This is a genomic window from Winogradskyella sp. ABM4_392 (assembly GCF_056160445.1).
In genome coordinates, this window is record NZ_JBSWXE010000005.1 from 149761 (window position 1) to 170740 (window position 20980).

Genomic DNA, 20980 nt, shown 5'->3' on the forward strand with positions numbered 1-20980 from the left:
TTTTTGTATTCTTAAATATTGAAGTGTAGAATTATAGATATGCCATTCGTTTATCTCTTGTAAATTCTTAAATTTGCAACTTCAAAAAGAGATAAAGATTATGTTCAATAATTTAAGTGATAAGTTAGATAAAGCGTTACACGTATTAAAAGGACATGGAAGCATTACCGAAGTTAATGTTGCCGAAACTTTAAAAGAAGTAAGACGTGCGCTTTTAGATGCCGATGTTAACTTTAAAATTGCTAAAGAATTTACCAATAAGGTTAAAGAAAAAGCACTTGGCCAAAATGTATTAACGACACTTCAACCAGGTCAGTTAATGGTTAAAATCGTTAAAGACGAGTTAACCGAACTTATGGGAGGCGATGCAGAAGGCATTAATCTTTCTGGTAACCCAAGTGTGATTTTAATGTCTGGTTTGCAAGGTTCTGGTAAAACGACTTTTTCTGGTAAGCTTGCTAACTATCTTAAAAATAAAAAAACAAAGAAGCCTTTATTAGTTGCCTGTGATGTTTACCGTCCTGCAGCGATAGATCAGCTTCATGTCGTTGGAGATCAAATCAATGTAGAGGTTTATAGCGACAAAGGAAATAGTGATCCGGTTGCTATTGCGCAAGCAGGTATTGCTCATGCAAAAGCTAACGGTCATAATGTGGTGATTATAGATACCGCAGGTCGTTTAGCGGTTGATGAAGCAATGATGACCGAGATTTCTAACATCCACAAAGCTATTCAGCCACAAGAAACGCTCTTTGTAGTAGATTCTATGACAGGTCAGGATGCTGTAAATACAGCAAAAGCCTTCAATGACATCTTAAATTTTGATGGTGTTATCCTTACCAAGTTAGATGGTGATACACGTGGTGGTGCAGCAATCTCAATTAAGTCGGTTGTAAACAAACCAATTAAATTTATTGGTACTGGAGAGAAGATGGAAGCTATTGATGTCTTCTATCCTTCGCGTATGGCAGACAGAATTCTTGGGATGGGTGATGTTGTGTCTCTTGTAGAGCGTGCCCAAGAACAATTTGATGAAGAGGAGGCGCGTAAACTTCAAAAGAAAATTGCCAAAAACCAGTTTGGGTTTGATGATTTCTTAAAACAGATTCAGCAAATCAAAAAAATGGGTAACATGAAAGATTTAATCGGTATGATACCTGGAGCTGGAAAAATGATGAAAGATATAGATATTGACGATGATGCTTTTAAAGGTATTGAAGCCATTATTCATTCTATGACACCAGCAGAACGTGCTAATCCTTCAATTATAAATTCAAGTAGAAAAAAGAGAATTGGTAAAGGTTCTGGTACATCAGTACAAGAGGTTAATCAGTTACTTAAGCAATTTACACAAATGAGTAAAATGATGAAGATGATGCAAGGTGGTGGCGGTAAACGTATGATGCAGATGATGAAAAATATGCCTCGTTAATATAAATTTTTAAGACCAACAACATGACAATCTTAGACGGAAGAAAAACCAGCAAGGACATTAAGGACGAAATAAAAGCTGAAGTTGATAAAATGAAGGCTAATGGTGAAAAGGTGCCTCACCTTGCCGCAGTGATTGTTGGTAATGATGGTGCGAGTTTAACTTACGTAGGTAGTAAAGTAAGAGCATGCGAGCGTGTTGGTTTTGAATCTACTATGGTGCGTTTGTCTAGTACAACTAGTGAGATTGAATTGTTGGATAAAATCGAGGAATTAAATAACAATAGTGATATTGATGGTTTTATTATTCAATTACCATTACCACGTCAAATAAACACACAAAAAGTTTTGATGGCTGTAGACCCAAATAAAGATGTAGATGGATTTCATCCTATGAACTTTGGTAAAATGGCATTAGATATGTCTACATTTATTCCAGCTACACCATTTGGTATTTTAGAACTACTAGAACGATATAACGTAGAAACAGATGGAAAGCATACGGTTATTATAGGTCGTTCCCATATTGTTGGTCGCCCAATGAGTATATTAATGGGAAGAAAAGGATTTCCAGGAAACTCAACGGTAACATTAACTCATAGCCACACTAAAAATATTACCCAAATAACATCACAAGCAGATATTATTATTTCCGCTTTAGGTATTCCTAATTTCTTAAAAGCTGAAATGGTAAAAGATGATGCTGTTATTATTGATGTAGGTATTACAAGAGTTCCAGACGATTCAGAAAAAGGCTACTACATAACGGGAGATGTGGATTTTGAAAACGTAAGTAAAAAGGCAAGTTTTATCACTCCAGTTCCGGGCGGAGTAGGGCCAATGACTATTGCAATGTTACTTAAAAATACGCTTTTAGCGAGAGAGCAACATAGAACTAATCATAAGTAATTCTATACTATGTTTTTAGTGCAGTTTCTTATCGGTTTTGAAAAAGTTACGATAGGAAGCTTACAGCACGTCTTTCCAATACTTATTGCTTTAGGTTTTACAATTTGGCTCATTAAATACTCCAAGAAGTATTTAAATCAAAAACAGCAAGAAAATATAATACATGTATTAGCTTGTTTTGTGTCTATTACAATTATTAGTTTTCACTTGTATCGGATAGGTTTTGATAACTACAATTTTAAAACGGATCTACCCTTATATCTCTGTAGTTTAATGGCTCTAATAATTCCCATATTTACTCATTATAGAAAATATTGGATGTTTGAAGTATTAGTCTTTTGGATTATTGGAGGAACATTTCAGGGTGTTATTACACCAGATATTGCAGTAGGAATACCAAGTTTCGATTATTTTAGGTATTGGATAGCTCACTTAGGTTTATTGTCAATAATCTTCTATTTCATTTTTGTCTTAGAGATGAAACCAAGATTAAAAAGTGTTTTTAAGTCTTTTTTTGCACTGCAATTGTATGTTGTTCTAATGGTAATAATTAATTATGCGCTTGATGCTAATTATTTTTATCTCAATGAAAAGCCAAGATCTGCTTCATTATTAGATTATTTTGGCGATTGGCCTTATTACATTATAGTAGTACAACTGATAGTTGTTCCTTTATTTTTATTGATTTATTTACCATTCTATTTAGCAGAAAAAAAATACTACTTAGCAAATAATTGACTCATATCTCTAAATGCTTTAAACTCTAAGGCATTTCCTGAAGGATCTTTAAAAAACATTGTAGCTTGTTCGCCTACTTGTCCTTCAAAACGTATATATGGTTCAATAATAAATTTAATGTTTTTACTTTTTAGCAATTCTGCAAAATCCTGAAACTTTTGCCACTGTAAAACTACACCAAAATGAGGTACAGGTACATCTTTACCATCTACAGAATTAGTATGTGTGTCTTCTTTGGTTTTTGGTTTTAAATGAATTACTAATTGATGTCCGAAAAAGTTATAATCTACCCAATGGTCGCTACTTCTACCTTCTTCAAAATTTAAAATATTAGTATAAAAATCTCTACATTCCGAAAGGTTATGAACAGGAATGGCTAAATGAAAAGGTGACAGTTGAGACATAAAATATAATTGTGTTTCTGATAAAAGTAAGAATTACTTAGCGACGTTATTCCAAATATCTAGATAAATTTTCCATTCATCGTTTATCTTTTTCCAAACTATAATATACTTCCCTTGCCATGAGATTTCTTTATTATCCTTAGTTAAGGTTTTACCTTCGTAATAACCATAATCGTAGGCTGTGTCATTCTCAATAAAAATTTTATCGGGTGTTACCTTATGATGAAGTATTTTTACACCTTCAGGAAGTGACCAGTAAGATTTTAGTTCAGTATGGCCAGAGAGAATCTTTCTGTTATTTGGAAAAATTTTGCCATTATCTGTATACATCTTTACTAGTGCGTCGATATTACCATCCATATAAGCTTTTGAAAATGCTGAGATATTAGCTTTAATAGTTTCTATATCTGAAGTGCTATTAGTTTCTCTTTTACAATCTATTTTCCAGGTAGGAAATGTTACTTTTTCAGTTTTGTCAACCCATTCGCCAATCCACTTGTAACCTAAATCACTAATATCGTAGAATGTAAGTCGGTAAAAACCATCCATACCGTTTGGTGCTTTTTGGTCACGGTATAAAACAATGTTGCCATTTTCTTTTTTACCACCCTCCCAGGTAGGTAAAGAGGTTGTAGGTGCGCCAGACGAATAGTAATGTACATACCACTTGCTACTGTCTGCAATAAATTGTCTTATACTTCCTGAATGCTTACCATCTGCTTTAATGGTTTCATCTTGCACAGCCATACCATTCATTATGTATTTCCATTCCCAAGTCATATCTACGGGTTCAGCCCATGTTTGGTCTTGATTTCTTGTAACAGATTTACAATTACATTTACCAATTAAACTTTCAAAATCCAGTATTTGTTCAGGAGCTCCAGGATTTGGTAAACCATAAGGATTTGTATCTGATGCTGAATATTCATTTTGAGAAAAACCTAATGCCGAAATTAAAATGATGAGTGTAAAGATTGATTTCATTGTACTAATTGATTGATTATTACTCTTAAATTTAAAAATCAATTAGGCAACTAAGCTGTTAATTAGGATATTATTAACGTCTGCTTTTTCTTTGACGTTGTTGTTTTGGATCGGAGGTTTTCTTAGAGTCGCTTATCAACTCACTCAAGGTTTTAAACTCCTCTTTGGTGAGTTCTCGATATTTTCCTATTGGGACATCGAGCTTTATATTCATTATTCTAACGCGCTTTAAGGTTTGTACGTCGTAGTTTAAGTACTCGCACATTCTTCGTATTTGTCGGTTTAAACCTTGGGTTAGTATAATGCTAAACGTGTATTTATCTATTTTTTTAACGACGCATTTTTTGGTACGCTGTTTAAGTTCTTCAATATAGATGCCGCCTGCCATACGTTGAATAAATGTTTGCGAAATAGGCTTATCTACTGTTACAACATACTCTTTTTCGTGATTGTTACTGGCACGTAGAATTTTATTAACGATGTCTCCATCGTCTGTGAGTAGAATTAACCCTTCGCTTGGCTTATCTAATCGACCTATTGGAAAAATGCGTTTTGGGTAATTGATGTAATCTATAATATTATCTTTCTCTACACGAGTATCTGTAGTGCAAACAATACCAACAGGCTTGTTAAACGCTAAATAGACGAAGTCTTGTTTGCGTTCGCCAATAACTTCTCCATCTACTTTTACCACATCGTCAGGAGCAACTTTTGTTCCCATTTCTGGAACAGCATCATTAATCGTTACTCTGCCAGCATCAATTAATCGATCGGCTTCACGACGCGAGCAATAACCTGCTTCGCTGAGGTATTTGTTAAGGCGTTTTAAATCATCAGACATGTCGCAAAAATACAATAAAGTCTTTTAGGACTTAGGTAATAATAATGTCATTTCGTCAAAAACGACGCTATCTAAGTGTCCCATTTTAGTTTCATCTTTGGTAATAAGATGCATGTGTAAAAAAGAATCATGATGTGTAAAAACACCTTGGTGTTCGGTGGAGAAGAAGCCAATTATATCAACATGCTCATTTTCTAATTGATAATTGGTTTGACCTTGATGTGCTTCTTTTGGAGAAGACACTTTAGTGCCTTCAGGCAAATTTTGAATATGAATTGTAGCTTTAGAAATACTACCTTCTAATTTAAAAGCGAAAGGTCTTTTTTTGTCTTTTGATTTACTGTCGATAAACGTTTCTAAATCTTTAATAGATTTTACAGAACTAGGCAATCTGATTTCGTTCCATTCATTAACATTGGCATAAACAAAAAATGGTGCTTCGGCATCTGGAATTTCTTTAACAGTCATCGTAGAGTCTGAAAGTACACTTGATACATAAGTTTTACCATTATTGATGAGAATTTCACCACGTAAAAAGGCTTCAGGACCAAGACCGTAAAGTCCTTTTTTGGGATTAATAGTGTCTAATTGTATTTTACTAAATAGTTCACCTTTCCACATGACATCTTTCATGGCTGCAACACTAACAGCATCTGTGTAAGTATTGTTTTGTTGCTCTTTGGTGTTTGGTTTGCAACTAAAACAAAGAGATATAAAAAGAAAGAAAAGTGTTTTATTATTTAGCATAATGAGGAATTAACGATTTATAAACTCTATAATTTTTGGTGTTAGTGAAGCGTCTTTAAGACCATGGCCAAAACCTTCGGTTTCTATAAGCTCAGAGTTTTTATAGCGATTGGCAAATAAGAGCGCATCTTCAAAAGGAATAATCCTATCTTTTTTATCGTGAATGATTAATCCTTCAGCTTCAATAGTCTTTGTGAAGTTGGCTGCAGAAAAATAATCGACAGGTTTCCCAAAACGTTCGTAAACGATATTGTCAAGGCCTTTAGAAATTCGTCTGTTATAACCCATCATAGATTTGTATCTGGAAAATACACCAGTAAAATGAGCTGGTGCACCAAGCGAAACAATCTTGTTTACAAATGGTAAATTATAGTTGTGTAAACTAAAAATTGTTGCCATGCCACCTACAGAGTGACCAAGAATAACTTCGGGTTTAAACTTTTTTGCAACTACAGAAATACATTCAGCATATAAAACAGCATTAAATTGACGACCACTGGATTTTCCATGTGCAGGTGCGTCTAAAGCAATAATATTGTACTCTTGAGCTTTCAAGTCATTGAGGATATAACTCCAACGCGATGCATTACTTTCCCACCCATGAGCTAATAAAATGGTTGGCTCATTACCTTGCCAATGGTATGTTGCAATGTTTTGTCCGTTATGGGACAAGGTTTCAAACCTAGCAGAATCAACTATTGTTTTTTGGTTTTCTGTATAGCGTCCTTTGCGAGGAGAAGCGAACAGATGTAATGCCTTTTTTGAAGCGTATTTAGAAGAGATTAAGCTTGTAGCATTTAAAGCGTTACCGATAGATTTTATAACAAAACTACTCATTTTACTTGTTTTCTCTGTTTACGGCTTCTATTGAAAATGCAGGTAAGCAAATAGCAATATATTCACAGGGTTGATCAAAAGGATTAGAATATTGAAGTCTTGTATTCTTTTCAACTTTAATAGATTGTCCTGCTTCTAAAATTATAGTTTCACCTTCTATGATAAACTGTTTTTTCCCTTTTATGATAAAGGTGTATTCGTCAAATTCTGGTGTTTGAAAAGGTTCACTCCAGCCAGGAGGTGCAACCATATGAGCAATACTTATTTCCGAATTGCCATCAGATGCATTTCCAAAATGCTCTTTAATGATTTTGCCGTCATCAGTTGGTACAACAAATGGTGAGTTTTGGATTGTATATTTCTTTTTCATCGATTGCTTGTTCTGTTTTACCAATGAATCATAAAATACTTAATCTTTGCCTTTTCTGGTATTTGAATAGGATCAATAGTTGCGTCCATGTCAAATCTTAGACTGCTCGGTAATTCTTTTTTGTCAATAGTAAATGAAGCATTTATCTCATTAACTGAAACAACGATAGTATTGATAAGGTTATCAACTTTAGAAATTTTATAATTGTCTTTTATATCCTTAAACGTACTTAACGTTGAGATGTTTTTTTCTGTTCTGTAGCGCTCATCATTAATACGTACACTAGAAATTACAGAAGTAGAGTCTAGTGCTTCTTTCGGTGATAAGTCTAAGAGTTTTTTACCGTTTTTATCAAATATTTCAATAACATTAACAGTACCTGCAAATTCATCACCAGAAACATATTTTACAACAGAGTCATTGCTGAAAACAGCATCTAAATCTTTTACAGTTGTAGAGTCTGTTAGCAATCCTATATTATACTTTTTAACTAAAAAAGGGTCTATGGGTTTATCGTTAGAGCAACTCGTTATAAATACTGATACAATTACAATTGCAAAAAAGATGTTTTTCATATCAAAGATTCAGGGTTTGTTATTTTAGCATTTTGGTTAATATTCCTAGTACACTTCTAATTACTGTTGGGCTAGAGAGTACTTTTACTATTGGGTTTTGTCTTGTACTTCGTCTTCTGCTTGTACTGGCTTTACGTTTACTTTCAGCCTTTTTTAAAGCTGCTTTTTCCTCTTCAGCTTTACGTTTGGCTTCTTCAGCTTCCGCTTGTTTTATTTTTTCGTTTAGCATTTCATAGGCACTCTCTCTATCGACCTCTTTATTGTATTTCTGGGCTAATTTGGATTGTGCTAATAAACTACCAAGTTCACTTTCTGTTAAGATATCCATACGACTCATTGGTGCGCGCATCATTGTAGCAGCAAGAGGTGTTGGCTTTCCTTTTTCGTTTAATGCCGAAACTAAAGCTTCACCAATTCCTAAGGAAGTCAAAACTTCTGCAGTGTCGTAATATTCTGTGTCTGGATAGTTTTGTGCAGTTAGCTTTATTGCTTTTCGATCTTTAGCAGTAAAAGCACGTAAGGCATGTTGCACTTTTAGTCCTAATTGCCCAAGAACAGCTTCCGGAACATCTGTAGGATTTTGAGTTACAAAATACAAGCCAACACCTTTACTACGTATTAGTTTTACAATACTTTCAATCTGGTTTAAAAGTGCATCTGAAGCCTCATTAAAAATCAAATGTGCTTCATCAATAAACATAATAAGTTCTGGTCTTCCGCTATCTCCTTGTTCTGGAAAAGTAGAATAAATCTCAGCCAAAAGACTCAACATGAACGTTGAAAATAACTTCGGTTTGTCTTGAATGTCCGTTAGTCTGATAATGTTGATATAACCACGGCCATTTTCATCTATGCGAAGTAAATCTTGCGTATCAAAAGAGGTTTCTCCAAAGAATAAATCACCACCTTGTTGTTCTATTTCAATAATTTTTCTCAGAATTGCACCTGTTGATGCTGTAGAGATGCGACCATAAGCTTCTTCGAATTCTTTTTTGCCTTCGCTTGTTGCATATTGTAAAATTTTCTTGAAATCTTTTAAATCTAAAAGCGGTAATTTATGATCGTCACAATATTTAAAGATAACAGATATAATTCCGGCTTGTGTTTCGGTAACACCTAATATTCTCGAAATAAGAACTGGTCCAAATTCACTAATAGTAGCTCTAAGTATAACACCATCTTGTTCGGATAAGGTTAAAATTTCAACAGGAAAGGACTTTGGTGAAAAAGGAAGTCCAATCTTTTCATGACGCTCATCAATTTTTGGATGACCTGGACTTGCTTTTGCTAATCCACTTAAATCACCTTTAATATCCATTAATAAAACTGGTACACCTTTTTCAGAAAGATTTTCAGCCAATACCTGAAGTGTCTTTGTTTTTCCTGTACCTGTTGCTCCAGCAATCAGACCATGACGGTTCATTGTTTTTAAAGGAACATTAACAAAAGCGTTTGTTTTAGTTTCACCATCTAACATTGCAGCACCTAAGGTGATATAATCTCCTTTAAAAGTGTTGCCAGAATTAATATCGTTTATGAATTTTTCAGAATTACTCATTGATCAGAAAATTTGCATAAAAATAGTGTAATTTTAATCAAGTATAAAATTGAATTCATCTCTAAAGTGCTAACTTGTTTAGTACTTTAGCCCTATCAATAACAGAATACTGAAGACTTATTGATATATTTGCCGACTATGACGAGAAGAGAACGACAAGAATTAATAGACAAAGGACATTTGTTGCCTTTAATGGAAGAGTTTTATACTATTCAAGGTGAAGGTTACCATAAAGGTACTGCAGCATATTTTGTGAGAATTGGTGGTTGCGATGTAGGTTGCCACTGGTGCGATGTAAAGGAAAGCTGGTTGGCAGAATTGCATCCGCCAACCGAAACAGAAAAAATTGTAGCCAATGCTGTAAAGTATAGTAATACTATTGTGGTTACAGGTGGTGAGCCACTAACTTGGGATATGGGACCACTAACTGAGCAGTTGAAAGCTAAAGGTGTACAAACACATATTGAAACTTCTGGAGCTTATAAATTATCAGGAGTTTGGGATTGGATTTGTTTATCTCCTAAAAAAGTAAAATTGCCAACAGAAGAAATCTATAATGAGGCAGACGAATTAAAATGCATTATCTATAATAAGGATGATTTTAAATTTGCAGAAGAACAAGCTGCTAAAGTAAATAAGGATTGTATTCTATACCTACAGCCAGAGTGGAGTAAGCGCGATAAGATGATGCCTCAGATTGTAGATTATGTAATGGCTAATCCTAAGTGGAAAGTGTCTTTACAAACACATAAATATCTTAATATTCCATAAATAAAAAAACACCTTGAATTTTCAAGGTGTTTTTATTTAATTGTATGTGTAACTTAAGATTTAGAAAAAGGAACAGCAACTCTAACAGTTCCCCAGCCTAAATGCATATCAACACCATTATCAGATGCTTCAAAAGCTATGGAAAAAGCTTCTAAAGATTCATCATCCTTACTGGTAGGTACAGTAATTCTTGCTACATCATTTTCTTCATTGTAAAAATAACTTCCCCAAACATTTAAATCTGTACTTATTATAATTGTCCATTCTTTCTCACCAGGAATTGCATAAACAGTATACGTACCTTCTTTTACGTCTTTCCCATTTAATTCCATATCAGTATATACATGGAGTTCAGCTGCTTCATTGGCACCTAGTCTCCATACTTTTCCAGGCTTAGCTAAATCATATACCTCTCTGTCCTTTAACTGAGGTCTACTGTAAACTATTTTTATCAGTTTGTCAGATACTTTGTAATCACTTGGGTAAGATGCCGCATCCATAGGGCTTTTATCTAATCCTGAAAATTTTTGAGCTTCAGCATTAAAAGATAGAAGTAAAGCAAATGCAAATGCAATGGTTGAAATTAGTCGTGTTGTTTTCATGTTTTTGGTTTTTTAGTTTTAATAAAATTAGGTCTTGATAAATCAAATGGTCGAAAAGAAATCATAAAGTTTACAGATTAAAAGTTAAATAGGTAAATTAAGCTGTTTTAACTTTTAATAATTTATAAAATTGCTAATTAATATTTTATATTGAAACTATTTTAATTATTTATGTTTAAAATTTGAAAGTTTAATTACATATTTGTCTCATAATTAATAATAAAAGAAAGAGTTATGTGCGGAATAGTATGTGCGTTTGATATAAAACAAAAATCAGAAGACTTAAGACCTCAGGTGTTAGAAATGGCAAAGACCATTCGTCATAGAGGGCCAGACTGGAGTGGTATTTATAGTGATGATAAGGCAATTTTGGCTCACGAGCGTTTGGCCATTGTAGATCCTGCATCAGGAAAGCAGCCACTATTTAGTGAAGATAAAAAGTTGATTTTAGCTGCAAATGGCGAAATCTATAACCATAAAGCCTTACGTGCTCAATTTCCAGATTATAAGTTTCAAACTGAAAGCGACTGTGAAGTTATTCTTGCACTTTATAAGGAGAAAGGAGTTGACTTTGTAGATGAAATGAACGGCATTTTCGGTTTTGCTATTTACGATGTTGATAAAGATGAGTACTTCATTGCAAGAGACCACATGGGAATTATCCCATTATATATAGGTTGGGATAAACACGGAACATTTTACGTAGCTTCAGAATTAAAAGCTTTGGAAGGTGTGTGCACAAAAATTGAATTATTCCCTCCAGGGCATTACATGTCTAGTACAAATGGCGAGTTTGTTAAATGGTATAAGCGTGATTGGGAAGACTATGATGCTGTTAAAGACAATGAAACCAGTATTGAAGAAGTTAAGCAAGCACTCGAGGATGCGGTGCACAGACAGTTAATGAGTGATGTACCATATGGAGTTTTATTGTCTGGTGGTTTAGATTCATCGGTAACATCTGCTATTGCAAAAAAATACTCGCAAAGACGTATTGAAGCTGATGATAAAGAACAAGCTTGGTGGCCACAATTGCATAGTTTTTCTGTTGGGTTGGAAGGGTCACCAGATTTGGCTGCAGCACAAAAAGTTGCAGATCACATTGGGACGATTCATCATGAAATAAAATTTACTATACAAGAAGGATTGGATGCTATTAAAGATGTCATATACAATATTGAAACGTATGATATAACTACAATCCGTTCCTCTACACCAATGTATTTAATGGCTCGCGTTATTAAATCCATGGGAATAAAAATGGTGTTGTCTGGGGAAGGAGCAGATGAGATTTTTGGTGGCTATCTTTACTTTCACAAAGCGCCAAATGCACAAGAATTTCATGAAGAGACGGTCCGTAAGTTAGATAAATTACATATGTATGATTGTTTACGCGCTAACAAAAGTTTAATGGCTTGGGGAATAGAAGGACGTGTACCGTTTTTAGACAAAGAGTTTATTGATGTTGCTATGCGTATCAACCCAAAAGACAAAATGATTAATGGCGAGCGTATGGAAAAATGGGTAATTCGTAAAGCCTTTGAGGATTATTTACCTGAAAGTGTAGCGTGGAGACAGAAAGAACAATTTAGTGATGGTGTGGGTTACAGTTGGATTGATACTTTAAAAGAAATTGTAGAAAAAGAAGTCACTGACGAGCAATTGACAAATGCTAAATTTAGATTTCCAATAAATACACCATTAAATAAAGAGGAATATTATTATCGCTCTATTTTTGAGTCGCATTTTCCAAGTGATGCAGCAGCTTTAAGTGTGCCACAAGAAGCAAGTGTTGCTTGTAGTACTGCCAAAGCACTAGAATGGGACGAAGCGTTTAAGAATATGAATGAGCCTTCTGGTAGAGCTATTGCAAATGTGCACGATGATGCATATTAATATATTTAGTTTAAGTTTTTTAAAGGTTGGTTTTTATACCAACCTTTTTGTTTTTAAACAATCTCTGTAATTTATAAGATGGCATTATGTGGTTGGAAACCCTTATATTTACTGTAAATGACAGATAGATGACATTTAAATGTCGTGTAAAAAACCAATTCTTAGCTCTAGATTTGTGTCATCAAAATACACGAAATGAAGAATCAAACATTAGGTGAAAATTTAATCTACCAAAGAAAGCTAAAAGGATTTACGCAAGAAGAACTTTCTGATAAAACTTCAGTAACCGTACGAACGATTCAGCGTATAGAAAAAGGCGATGTGCAACCACATTTACAAACGGTAAGATTGTTGGCCACTGGATTGGGTATTGAAGTAGAAGATTTATTGGTGCTAAATGATCCAAAAGAAGAAATTATTCAACGTAAATGGATGTTGTTAATACACGGTTCGCCTTTTTTTGGTCTCATTATTCCACTAGCAAATGTGTTATTTCCATTATTCATCTGGATAAGTAAGGCCAATGACAATAAAATTTATGACGAACATGGGAGAGCAGTAGTCAACTTTCACATTACCTTAAATGTACTCTTGTTAATTTCATTACTTACATTTTTCATAATACCTGGGTTTAACTTTTTCTTTACTGGAGGTATTTTTCTTTTCGGAATAATTGTAAGTATTATTAATGTTTCTTCTGCCTTAAACAAACAAACTTGTAAATACCCTTTGTCAATACCTTTTTTAAAACCTAAAAAAGACTAACACTAATTACATTTATAGAATATGCTAGGATTATTAATCATAATAGTAATCTCTTGGTTGCTATTGCATTTTTTTGAGAAGAAAAGTATTGATGCACTTGGTATTATGCCAAGTGTTAACAGAGCCTTTCAATTTTTTGTGGGTTTCAATGCTATCTCGCTTATAGTATTGATTAACATCTATGTTGAAACCAGAATTTTAAATATAGACTGGGAATTAAAAACAGTAAGTTACAGGACTATTTTTAACGCTTTATGGTATCATTTAAAGTCTGCATTAACCGAAGATTTAATATTTAGAGGAGCTATTCTTTATATTCTCATAAGAAGAATTGGTGCAAAATGGGCCATTCTAATTTCTGCACTGTTTTTTGGTGTGTATCATGTGTTTTCTTATGGAATGACAGGAGAAAGGCTTATCCCTATTCTTTATGTCATTTTGGTAACTGGGTTTACAGGATATGTTTGGGCATACAGTTTTTATAAAACTAAATCTATAATGATGGGCTTAGGTTTTCATCTTGGTGTAAATATTATTAATGCATTCTTTTTTGAATCTCAGCCTTATGGTGAACTCATTTTTAAAGCCATATCTAAAGTAGAATTGAGAGATTGGGACTGGCTTTGCTTTAGTCTTTTTAAAGGTTTGTTTCCTTCAATTGTCACTCTAATTTTTGTAATGCAATACTTAAAGTTTAAGTCAAAGAATATTCTAAAGGAACTAAATTAATAAGTATATGAAGCCACTGATAAAAAAATTTCCTAATACAACTATGTTTGTTTTAGCAATTGTTTTGTTTGCCTTTACATTAATTGTAAGTGTGATAATTAATAAAGGTATAGTAAAGCAATATTTTCCTTACATAGCTCCAATATTGTTGTTTGTTACTACTTTGTTCTTATATAAAAGGGAGGGGAAAACACTAAGTGCAATTGGATTAAATTTTAATATAAGGAATTTATCGTTTATGCCATTAGGTATTTTAATTGGTACTTTTGCTTTTTTTGGTGCTAAGTATTTAAGAGCTTTATTTGTTGGTGAAACATTTGAGTTATCTACGTCAATAGATTATTCAACAATTTTTACGCCTTCTATTTTATTTTACCACAAGTTGCTACCGAAGAATTATTGTTTAGAGGCTACTTGTTTAAAAAAGCAATTGAAGTTTCTAATGTTGTTGTAGCTAATGTTATATTTTCGATTGTTTTTATGCTTATTCATGTGCTTGATGAAAATGTGTTGAGTAATGTTGGTATGGTAATTATGTTAGCAATTACAATACCTGTAGGACATTTACTATTTGCAACAGCATTATTAAAATCTAAAACATTATACTTTCCTATAGGTCTTCATTTGGGGAATAATTGGGCTACACGCCATTTAATAAGTAGTGATAGTTCAGGTGAAAGTATCTTTTTTATTGCTAATTTGGCTACGTTTGATTCTTGGCCTCCGTTTATCACAATGCTAATTTTATTCAATGGCTTTTATTTACTGGTAACACTTGTCATCTGGAAATGGAGTAAGTTTTAGCATTTTTTAAAAATTAAATTGCATAATATTCAGATTGAAGTTAGGTAGTTTGTAGAAAAACCGATTCAATTTATAGCAAGGTGCAATCGCTAAAAGTGATTAACTAGTGATATAAAAAGCTTCAAAAATCACTAATTCTAAATCTTAAATAAACCCTTCTAAGCGTATTTACTTATTATAGCTTCAGACTATGTTTAAAAAAACAATCAAAATCTAATTTAAGGCACTTTTTAGCTGTTTTAAGACATTTTTTTTGTTTTTAACAATTGTTGATAATTATTACTTAAAGTCGATAAAAAGCTATGCTAAGGCTTTAATTTTTTGTATCTTTGAAAGTACTCAAAAGAGACGCGACAAGCGTCTTTTTTGCTGTAAAGTTAGAACTAAATCTTATTAATAATAAAATGAGCGAAGAAAACAAAAAACAGTATGGCGCAGACAGTATCCAAGCCCTAGAAGGTATGGAGCACGTACGTATGCGTCCGTCAATGTATATTGGTGATGTTGGTGTAAGAGGTTTGCACCATTTAGTTTATGAAGTTGTAGATAACTCTATTGATGAAGCATTAGCTGGCCATTGTGATAATATTACTGTAACTATAAATGAAGATAATTCTATAACTACAGAAGATGATGGTCGTGGTATTCCGGTTGGTCTTCATAAAAAAGAAGGAGTATCTGCGTTAGAAGTTGTTATGACTAAGATTGGTGCAGGTGGTAAGTTCGATAAGGATTCCTACAAGGTTTCAGGTGGTCTACATGGTGTAGGTGTAAGTTGTGTTAATGCATTATCAGAGCATTTAAAGGCTACCGTTTACAGAGAAGGTAAGATATGGGAGCAAGAGTACGAACGTGGTAAAACTATGTATCCTGTAAAAGTTGTTGGTGAATCTGACAAAACAGGAACTATTGTAACCTTTAAGCCAGATCCACAAATTTTTCAGCAAACATTAGAATATAACTACGATACGTTAGCTAGTCGTATGCGTGAGCTGGCATATCTTAATAGAGGTATTACCGTTCATTTGGTAGATCGTCGTAACAAGAAGGAAGATGGCTCTTTTGAAGGTGAAACATTCCATTCAGAAGAAGGACTTTCAGAATTTGTGAAGTTTTTAGATGGCAACAGAGAGCCTTTAATGAATGATGTTATTTCATTTGAAGGTGAAAAGAATGGAGTTCCTGTTGAGGTAGCGATGGTATACAACACATCCTACGCAGAGAATTTACACTCTTATGTAAACAATATCAACACGCACGAAGGTGGAACACACTTATCTGGTTTCCGTCGTGGTTTAACACATACCTTAAAGAAGTACGCGGATAGTTCTGGTATGCTAGATAAATTAAAGTTTGATATTTCTGGCGATGATTTCCGTGAAGGTTTAACAGCGATTGTTTCTGTAAAAGTTGCTGAACCTCAGTTTGAAGGTCAAACCAAAACCAAACTTGGCAACCGTGAAGTTTCTGCTTCTGTTTCTCAGGCAGTTTCTGAGATGTTAACTGACTACTTAGAAGAGCATCCTGATGATGCTAAAACTATTGTACAAAAAGTAATCTTGGCAGCACAAGCACGTCACGCGGCACAAAAAGCACGTGAAATGGTGCAGCGCAAAACAGTGATGAGCATTGGTGGATTACCAGGAAAGTTATCTGACTGTTCTGAGCAAGATCCAGCAAAATGCGAAGTATTCTTAGTAGAGGGTGATTCTGCAGGTGGTACAGCAAAGCAAGGTAGAGATAGAGCTTTTCAAGCTATTTTACCATTAAGAGGTAAGATTCTTAATGTTGAAAAAGCAATGCAACACAAGGTGTTTGAAAATGAAGAAATCAAAAATATTTTCACTGCTCTAGGGGTAACTATTGGTACAGAAGAAGATCCAAGAGCACTAAATTTATCTAAATTAAGATATCATAAAATTGTTATTATGTGCGATGCCGATATTGATGGTAGCCACATTGCAACGCTAATTTTAACCTTCTTCTTTAGATACATGAAAGAGTTGATAGAACAAGGTCATGTATATATTGCTACACCACCATTATATTTGGTTAAGAAAGGTGCTAAAAAACAATACGCATGGTCAGATCAAGAACGAGATGAAATCGTTGCTCAATTTGGAGACAATTCCAAAATACAACGTTATAAAGGACTTGGTGAAATGAATGCAGAACAACTTTGGGATACCACTATGAACCCTGAATTTAGAACTATGCGTCAGGTTCAGATTGATAATGGTACAGAAGCAGATCGTATTTTCTCAATGTTAATGGGAGACGAAGTGCCACCACGTAGAGAGTTTATAGAAAAGAATGCTATTTATGCAAATATTGATGCATAATTAGAGTTTTTAAAAACTAAAATAAAAGCAATTACGTTTATAATGTAATTGCTTTTTTAATGCTTCTAAGTTTCGATAAAAAGCAATTAATAACGTTAAAATGCATTTTTAAGCGTTATTTTAATATATTTGTAACTAATGATAAACTTAACCTAAATGAAAAAAATTGTTTTATCTCTAGTCTTATTTGTATGTGTTTTTTCTCTAAAAGCTCAAAATGATATAGATGTACTGTTATCGGCAGGTGTCGATGATGCGCAGCGTTTTGCTAATGATTATCTAGCACCAGGAACAAATGGTGTTATGCATAGTATGAATACCAATTGGTTTAACTCTGCTAAAGTTAAACCACTAGGAGGTTTTGAGATTTCGCTTGTAGCTAATGCATCTCTGGTTGGTGATGATGATAAGAGCTTTAGTATGAACACAGCCGATTATAATAACGTTCAGTTTGTCACAGGACCTAGTGTACAAGATGTAGCAACTGTTTTAGGCGAAAACGACCCTTCAATTTTTGTTGAAGTAGAGTACGACGACCCTATTTTTGGATCTCAAACTGCAGAGTTTGAATTACCTCAAGGTATAGGCGAAGACAGTTATAATTTAATTCCTTCTGCAGCTTTGCAAGGTGCAGTAGGTTTAGGAAGTGGCATAGAGGTTAAAGCACGTTACTTGCCAAAAATAGATACAGATGAAGTAACCTTTAATATGTATGGTGCTGCACTTCAGTTAGAATTTACAGAATGGTTGCCAGCAGATAAGATTTGGCCAGTTGCATTATCTGCATTAGTGGCTTATAATCACATAGATGGTTCATACAATCTTACGGAATCTTCAGGTATTGAAGGTGAAAATCAAAGACTAGAAAACAAGACAAATACATGGTTGTTTCAGATGATAGTATCTACAAAATTGCCTGTGTTTAATCTTTACGGAGGTTTAGGTTACTTAAAAGGTACGTCTGAGTCAGATTTATTGGGTTCTTACAGGGTAACCGATGGTATTTTAACTTCACAAACTATAGTAGATCCTTTTTCGGTATCTAGTGATGTGTCTGCTGTTAGAGGTACAGTAGGTGCGAAGTTAAAATTAGGATTCTTTAGGTTAAATGCAGAATATCATCTTTCCGAGTTTAATGCCTTCTCAGTAGGTGTTAATTTTGGGTTCAGATAAAATCAAATTAGATATATCCTAAAGCAGTCTGAAAAGGCTGCTTTTTTTATTTAGATAGATGACATAAATCATGGAATTTAGATTGTAAAACCGTAAATTTGTGTCAGATTTTTAACGATTTAAAATAAAAAATAAAATGAAAGTAACCGTAGTTGGCGCTGGTGCAGTAGGCGCAAGTTGTGCAGAGTACATCGCGATTAAAAATTTTGCATCTGAAGTTGTTTTATTAGACATCAAAGAAGGTTATGCAGAAGGTAAGGCAATGGACTTAATGCAAACAGCTTCTTTAAATGGCTTTGATACTAAAATTACAGGAAGTACAAACGATTATTCAAAAACTGCAAATAGTGATATTTGTGTTATTACCTCAGGTATTCCTCGTAAGCCAGGTATGACTCGCGAAGAGTTAATAGGTATCAATGCAGGTATTGTAAAAACAGTTTCTGCCAGCTTAGTTGAGCACTCACCAAATACAATTTTAATTGTAGTGAGCAACCCTATGGATACAATGACGTATTTAGCTCACAAAACTACAGGTTTACCAAAACATAGAATTATAGGAATGGGTGGAGCTTTAGATTCTGCTCGTTTTAAGTACAGATTAGCTGAAGCTTTAGAAGCGCCAATTAGTGATGTAGATGGTATGGTAATAGGTGGTCATAGCGATAAAGGTATGGTGCCATTAACATCTCATGCTACAAGAAATAGTATTAAAGTTTCTGAATTTTTATCAGAAGAACGCTTAAATCAAGTAAAAGAAGATACTAAGGTAGGTGGAGCAACCTTAACAAAATTATTAGGAACCTCTGCGTGGTATGCGCCAGGTGCTGCTGTTAGTGGATTGGTACAGGCAATTGCTTGTGACCAAAAGAAAATGTTCCCATGTTCTACATTACTAGATGGAGAGTACGGTTTAAGTGATCTTTGTATCGGTGTGCCAGTAATCTTAGGTAAAAATGGTATCGAAAAAATAGTAGATGTACCATTAAGCGATGCAGAAAAACAACACATGGCAGAAAGTGCAGAAGGTGTTAAAAAGACAAATGGTCTTTTAGAATTATAAAAAATTCTCTCATTAAAATAATAAAACCTCACTGGCATGCTTGTTGGTGAGGTTTTTTCGTATATTAAAAAAAAACTTATTAAAATGAAAAAAACACTAATGCTTGCCATATTGTTTGTATTAAGCTTTACGGTGTCAGCACAAGAAGAACTTAAAGAAGGGGTCATTACATTAAAGCAAAGCTATAGCTCTAATGATGAGGCAACCCAAGCACAACTTGATATGATGGGAGAAATGATAACTACCACATTTTTCAAAGGAAAAAAATCTAGGGTTGAAGTATCTAATCCTATGTCTGGTGATGTTACGGTTATAACTGATGCCGAAAGCATGGAAAGTCTTACTTTGATGGACAATCCAATGTTAGGTAAGAAGTATCAAAAGCAAACTATTAAAGTACCAAATGATAAACCTGACGATTATAAGGTTGTAGAAGGTACAGAGACCAAAACCGTATTAGGTTATGAGTGTAAACAAAAAAGTTTAACCATAAGTGAAGGTGGTAATGACATAAAAATGATTATGTATGTTACTGATAAAATTGCTCCAGTATTAAGTCAGCAGAACGCACAATTTGGAGATAAGCTTGGTGGTTTTCCACTTTATACAGAGATGACTATGACTCAAGGTAATGTAGAAGTAAAAATTATTTCTGAAGTTACAGAGGTTAAAAGTGAAAAGTTGGATGATTCTAAATTTAGTCTAACTCCTCCTGAAGGCTATACCAAAATGGAGGGAATGTAGAATCGTACCAATAAAAATTAAAATAAAGACTGCAGAAATGTGGTCTTTATTTTTTGTTATATTTGCCGAATGCGCACCAAATTACATTTTGGTATTATAATAGTTCTATTAGCTTTTTTAGGAAGGTTTATAGAAACTCCTGCTACTCCTAATCAAGAGATTACTGTTCAGTTTTCTGATGTAAATGTTACCAAAATTGAAGTGCAAAATGCGCTTCAAGACATTCAGCAAAAACTACATAGAATAGGTGCTGAAAATTTTGTTGTAAGTCATGACGAATTAGGAAATCTTAAGATAGCATACTATAGCGCTACAGATGCTCAAAGTATAGAGCAAATTTTATCTAACAACAGTGATTTCAACCTTTTGTTCGGTGTAGATTCAAATACTTCGAATAAAAATTCCGACACTAAAATTGTAAAGGACTACAAACTTAATGTGTCTGAAATAAAAAAGGATAGTCAAACTAATGACTGGGATTTTGATAGAGTTCAAATTACAGAACACAATCAAAAAACAGATCGGTTTAATACAATAAAAAAAGTTGTTTCAGGCTATTTAAACCAAGTTGATACTATAAATCAACTCACACAAACCGCTTTTAAAATTAATGCTTCTGTATATAATTTAAGTGGTAAAAAAACGTATTGCATACCAGAGGTTAGAGCAGGACCTTTAGCTTAAGGAATTCATCTGA

At 33.8% G+C, this 20980-nt stretch carries 22 protein-coding genes; 13 read left to right on the forward strand and 9 right to left on the reverse strand.

Translation table 11 applies throughout. The features are described from left to right. Positions 1-100 precede the first annotated feature (100 nt). Genes ffh through ACXAFS_RS12325 form a run of 3 tightly spaced genes read left to right on the forward strand, consistent with a single transcriptional unit; the run spans position 101 to position 3078 of the window. Positions 101-1432, forward strand: coding sequence for a signal recognition particle protein (gene ffh, locus ACXAFS_RS12315; protein ID WP_076620409.1), 1332 nt, complete (start codon positions 101-103; stop codon positions 1430-1432). A 23-nt stretch (positions 1433-1455) separates the two neighbouring features. After that, positions 1456-2340 (forward strand): bifunctional 5,10-methylenetetrahydrofolate dehydrogenase/5,10-methenyltetrahydrofolate cyclohydrolase, encoded by an 885-nt coding sequence (locus tag ACXAFS_RS12320; protein WP_475307273.1) that lies wholly within the window; start codon positions 1456-1458, stop codon positions 2338-2340. A 9-nt stretch (positions 2341-2349) separates the two neighbouring features. Beyond that, on the forward strand, positions 2350-3078 hold the full coding sequence (locus ACXAFS_RS12325; RefSeq protein WP_475307274.1) for a YwaF family protein: 729 nt from the start codon (positions 2350-2352) through the stop codon (positions 3076-3078). Here the strand turns inward: ACXAFS_RS12325 and ACXAFS_RS12330 are convergent. The 8 genes from ACXAFS_RS12330 to ACXAFS_RS12365 form a co-directional block, all read right to left on the reverse strand. After that, entirely contained in the window at positions 3060-3482 is a 423-nt protein-coding gene (locus ACXAFS_RS12330) for a VOC family protein (RefSeq protein WP_475307276.1), read from the reverse strand. The two genes, ACXAFS_RS12325 and ACXAFS_RS12330, sit on opposite strands and share 19 nt — an antisense overlap. 33 nt (positions 3483-3515) lie before the next feature. Beyond that, positions 3516-4466 carry a YybH family protein gene (locus tag ACXAFS_RS12335; RefSeq protein ID WP_475307277.1) on the reverse strand — a complete coding sequence of 317 codons (951 nt, stop codon included), beginning with the start codon at positions 4464-4466 and terminating at the stop codon, positions 3516-3518. A gap of 73 nt (positions 4467-4539) precedes the next feature. Then, a complete protein-coding gene (rluF, locus tag ACXAFS_RS12340; protein WP_475307278.1) occupies positions 4540-5307 on the reverse strand; it encodes a 23S rRNA pseudouridine(2604) synthase RluF in 768 nt (255 codons plus the stop codon). 24 nt (positions 5308-5331) lie between these two features. Continuing rightward, positions 5332-6054, reverse strand: a complete 723-nt coding sequence (locus ACXAFS_RS12345; protein ID WP_475307280.1) for an acetolactate decarboxylase — start codon at positions 6052-6054, stop codon at positions 5332-5334. A 9-nt stretch (positions 6055-6063) separates the two neighbouring features. After that, positions 6064-6891 (reverse strand): alpha/beta hydrolase, encoded by an 828-nt coding sequence (locus ACXAFS_RS12350; protein ID WP_475307281.1) that lies wholly within the window; start codon positions 6889-6891, stop codon positions 6064-6066. A gap of 1 nt (position 6892) precedes the next feature. Beyond that, a complete protein-coding gene (locus ACXAFS_RS12355) occupies positions 6893-7261 on the reverse strand; it encodes a cupin domain-containing protein (RefSeq protein ID WP_475307282.1) in 369 nt (122 codons plus the stop codon). A 17-nt stretch (positions 7262-7278) separates the two neighbouring features. After that, positions 7279-7836, reverse strand: coding sequence for a hypothetical protein (locus ACXAFS_RS12360; protein WP_475307284.1), 558 nt, complete (start codon positions 7834-7836; stop codon positions 7279-7281). Between the two features lie 19 nt (positions 7837-7855). After that, the gene (locus tag ACXAFS_RS12365) at positions 7856-9394 is read right to left on the reverse strand and encodes a helicase HerA-like domain-containing protein (RefSeq protein ID WP_475307285.1); all 1539 of its coding nucleotides are present in this window, start codon (positions 9392-9394) and stop codon (positions 7856-7858) included. Positions 9395-9532: 138 nt separating this feature from the next. Between ACXAFS_RS12365 and ACXAFS_RS12370 the strand changes: the two genes are divergently transcribed. Further along, positions 9533-10165 (forward strand): 7-carboxy-7-deazaguanine synthase QueE, encoded by a 633-nt coding sequence (locus ACXAFS_RS12370; protein ID WP_475307286.1) that lies wholly within the window; start codon positions 9533-9535, stop codon positions 10163-10165. Between the two features lie 53 nt (positions 10166-10218). Here the strand turns inward: ACXAFS_RS12370 and ACXAFS_RS12375 are convergent, their stop codons facing one another. Beyond that, positions 10219-10767 (reverse strand): DUF2911 domain-containing protein, encoded by a 549-nt coding sequence (locus ACXAFS_RS12375; RefSeq protein ID WP_475307288.1) that lies wholly within the window; start codon positions 10765-10767, stop codon positions 10219-10221. A 234-nt stretch (positions 10768-11001) separates the two neighbouring features. On the opposite strand from ACXAFS_RS12375, the gene asnB reads away from it, so the two are divergent. The 9 genes from asnB to ACXAFS_RS12420 all read left to right on the forward strand — a co-directional run bounded on the left by asnB (position 11002) and on the right by ACXAFS_RS12420 (position 20967). Continuing rightward, on the forward strand, positions 11002-12663 hold the full coding sequence (gene asnB, locus ACXAFS_RS12380) for an asparagine synthase B (protein ID WP_475307289.1): 1662 nt from the start codon (positions 11002-11004) through the stop codon (positions 12661-12663). A 195-nt stretch (positions 12664-12858) separates the two neighbouring features. Continuing rightward, positions 12859-13428, forward strand: a complete 570-nt coding sequence (locus ACXAFS_RS12385) for a magnetosome magnetite crystal formation protein family (RefSeq protein WP_475307290.1) — start codon at positions 12859-12861, stop codon at positions 13426-13428. A 21-nt stretch (positions 13429-13449) separates the two neighbouring features. Next, a complete protein-coding gene (locus ACXAFS_RS12390; RefSeq protein ID WP_475307292.1) occupies positions 13450-14157 on the forward strand; it encodes a lysostaphin resistance A-like protein in 708 nt (235 codons plus the stop codon). A 324-nt stretch (positions 14158-14481) separates the two neighbouring features. Beyond that, a complete protein-coding gene (locus tag ACXAFS_RS12395) occupies positions 14482-14961 on the forward strand; it encodes a lysostaphin resistance A-like protein (RefSeq protein WP_475307315.1) in 480 nt (159 codons plus the stop codon). Between the two features lie 404 nt (positions 14962-15365). Continuing rightward, positions 15366-17303 (forward strand): DNA topoisomerase (ATP-hydrolyzing) subunit B, encoded by a 1938-nt coding sequence (gene gyrB / locus ACXAFS_RS12400; RefSeq protein ID WP_475307317.1) that lies wholly within the window; start codon positions 15366-15368, stop codon positions 17301-17303. A gap of 156 nt (positions 17304-17459) precedes the next feature. Further along, complete coding sequence (locus ACXAFS_RS12405; RefSeq protein WP_475307293.1) at positions 17460-18476, forward strand: DUF6588 family protein; 1017 nt, start codon at positions 17460-17462, stop codon at positions 18474-18476. 136 nt (positions 18477-18612) lie between these two features. Beyond that, positions 18613-19539, forward strand: coding sequence for a malate dehydrogenase (gene mdh, locus ACXAFS_RS12410; RefSeq protein ID WP_475307294.1), 927 nt, complete (start codon positions 18613-18615; stop codon positions 19537-19539). A gap of 84 nt (positions 19540-19623) precedes the next feature. After that, positions 19624-20283: a DUF4412 domain-containing protein gene (locus tag ACXAFS_RS12415; RefSeq protein WP_475307296.1), complete on the forward strand. Its 660-nt coding sequence runs from the start codon at positions 19624-19626 to the stop codon at positions 20281-20283. Positions 20284-20352: 69 nt separating this feature from the next. Further along, positions 20353-20967 (forward strand): hypothetical protein, encoded by a 615-nt coding sequence (locus ACXAFS_RS12420; protein ID WP_475307297.1) that lies wholly within the window; start codon positions 20353-20355, stop codon positions 20965-20967. Positions 20968-20980: the final 13 nt, after the last annotated feature.

What these genes read in the sequence shown, in the direction of transcription:
- ACXAFS_RS12365 (WP_475307285.1), bottom strand. Translation starts at nt 9,394, where the DNA reads ATGAGTAATTCTGAAAAATTCATAAACGATATTAATTCTGGCAACACT.
- ffh (WP_076620409.1), top strand. Translation starts at nt 101, where the DNA reads ATGTTCAATAATTTAAGTGATAAGTTAGATAAAGCGTTACACGTATTA.
- ACXAFS_RS12325 (WP_475307274.1), top strand. Translation starts at nt 2,350, where the DNA reads ATGTTTTTAGTGCAGTTTCTTATCGGTTTTGAAAAAGTTACGATAGGA.
- ACXAFS_RS12390 (WP_475307292.1), top strand. Translation starts at nt 13,450, where the DNA reads ATGCTAGGATTATTAATCATAATAGTAATCTCTTGGTTGCTATTGCAT.
- ACXAFS_RS12375 (WP_475307288.1), bottom strand. Translation starts at nt 10,767, where the DNA reads ATGAAAACAACACGACTAATTTCAACCATTGCATTTGCATTTGCTTTA.
- asnB (WP_475307289.1), top strand. Translation starts at nt 11,002, where the DNA reads ATGTGCGGAATAGTATGTGCGTTTGATATAAAACAAAAATCAGAAGAC.
- ACXAFS_RS12385 (WP_475307290.1), top strand. Translation starts at nt 12,859, where the DNA reads ATGAAGAATCAAACATTAGGTGAAAATTTAATCTACCAAAGAAAGCTA.
- ACXAFS_RS12370 (WP_475307286.1), top strand. Translation starts at nt 9,533, where the DNA reads ATGACGAGAAGAGAACGACAAGAATTAATAGACAAAGGACATTTGTTG.
- ACXAFS_RS12415 (WP_475307296.1), top strand. Translation starts at nt 19,624, where the DNA reads ATGAAAAAAACACTAATGCTTGCCATATTGTTTGTATTAAGCTTTACG.
- ACXAFS_RS12355 (WP_475307282.1), bottom strand. Translation starts at nt 7,261, where the DNA reads ATGAAAAAGAAATATACAATCCAAAACTCACCATTTGTTGTACCAACT.
- ACXAFS_RS12345 (WP_475307280.1), bottom strand. Translation starts at nt 6,054, where the DNA reads ATGCTAAATAATAAAACACTTTTCTTTCTTTTTATATCTCTTTGTTTT.
- ACXAFS_RS12335 (WP_475307277.1), bottom strand. Translation starts at nt 4,466, where the DNA reads ATGAAATCAATCTTTACACTCATCATTTTAATTTCGGCATTAGGTTTT.
- gyrB (WP_475307317.1), top strand. Translation starts at nt 15,366, where the DNA reads ATGAGCGAAGAAAACAAAAAACAGTATGGCGCAGACAGTATCCAAGCC.
- ACXAFS_RS12320 (WP_475307273.1), top strand. Translation starts at nt 1,456, where the DNA reads ATGACAATCTTAGACGGAAGAAAAACCAGCAAGGACATTAAGGACGAA.
- ACXAFS_RS12420 (WP_475307297.1), top strand. Translation starts at nt 20,353, where the DNA reads ATGCGCACCAAATTACATTTTGGTATTATAATAGTTCTATTAGCTTTT.
- ACXAFS_RS12330 (WP_475307276.1), bottom strand. Translation starts at nt 3,482, where the DNA reads ATGTCTCAACTGTCACCTTTTCATTTAGCCATTCCTGTTCATAACCTT.
- ACXAFS_RS12360 (WP_475307284.1), bottom strand. Translation starts at nt 7,836, where the DNA reads ATGAAAAACATCTTTTTTGCAATTGTAATTGTATCAGTATTTATAACG.
- ACXAFS_RS12350 (WP_475307281.1), bottom strand. Translation starts at nt 6,891, where the DNA reads ATGAGTAGTTTTGTTATAAAATCTATCGGTAACGCTTTAAATGCTACA.
- rluF (WP_475307278.1), bottom strand. Translation starts at nt 5,307, where the DNA reads ATGTCTGATGATTTAAAACGCCTTAACAAATACCTCAGCGAAGCAGGT.
- mdh (WP_475307294.1), top strand. Translation starts at nt 18,613, where the DNA reads ATGAAAGTAACCGTAGTTGGCGCTGGTGCAGTAGGCGCAAGTTGTGCA.
- ACXAFS_RS12405 (WP_475307293.1), top strand. Translation starts at nt 17,460, where the DNA reads ATGAAAAAAATTGTTTTATCTCTAGTCTTATTTGTATGTGTTTTTTCT.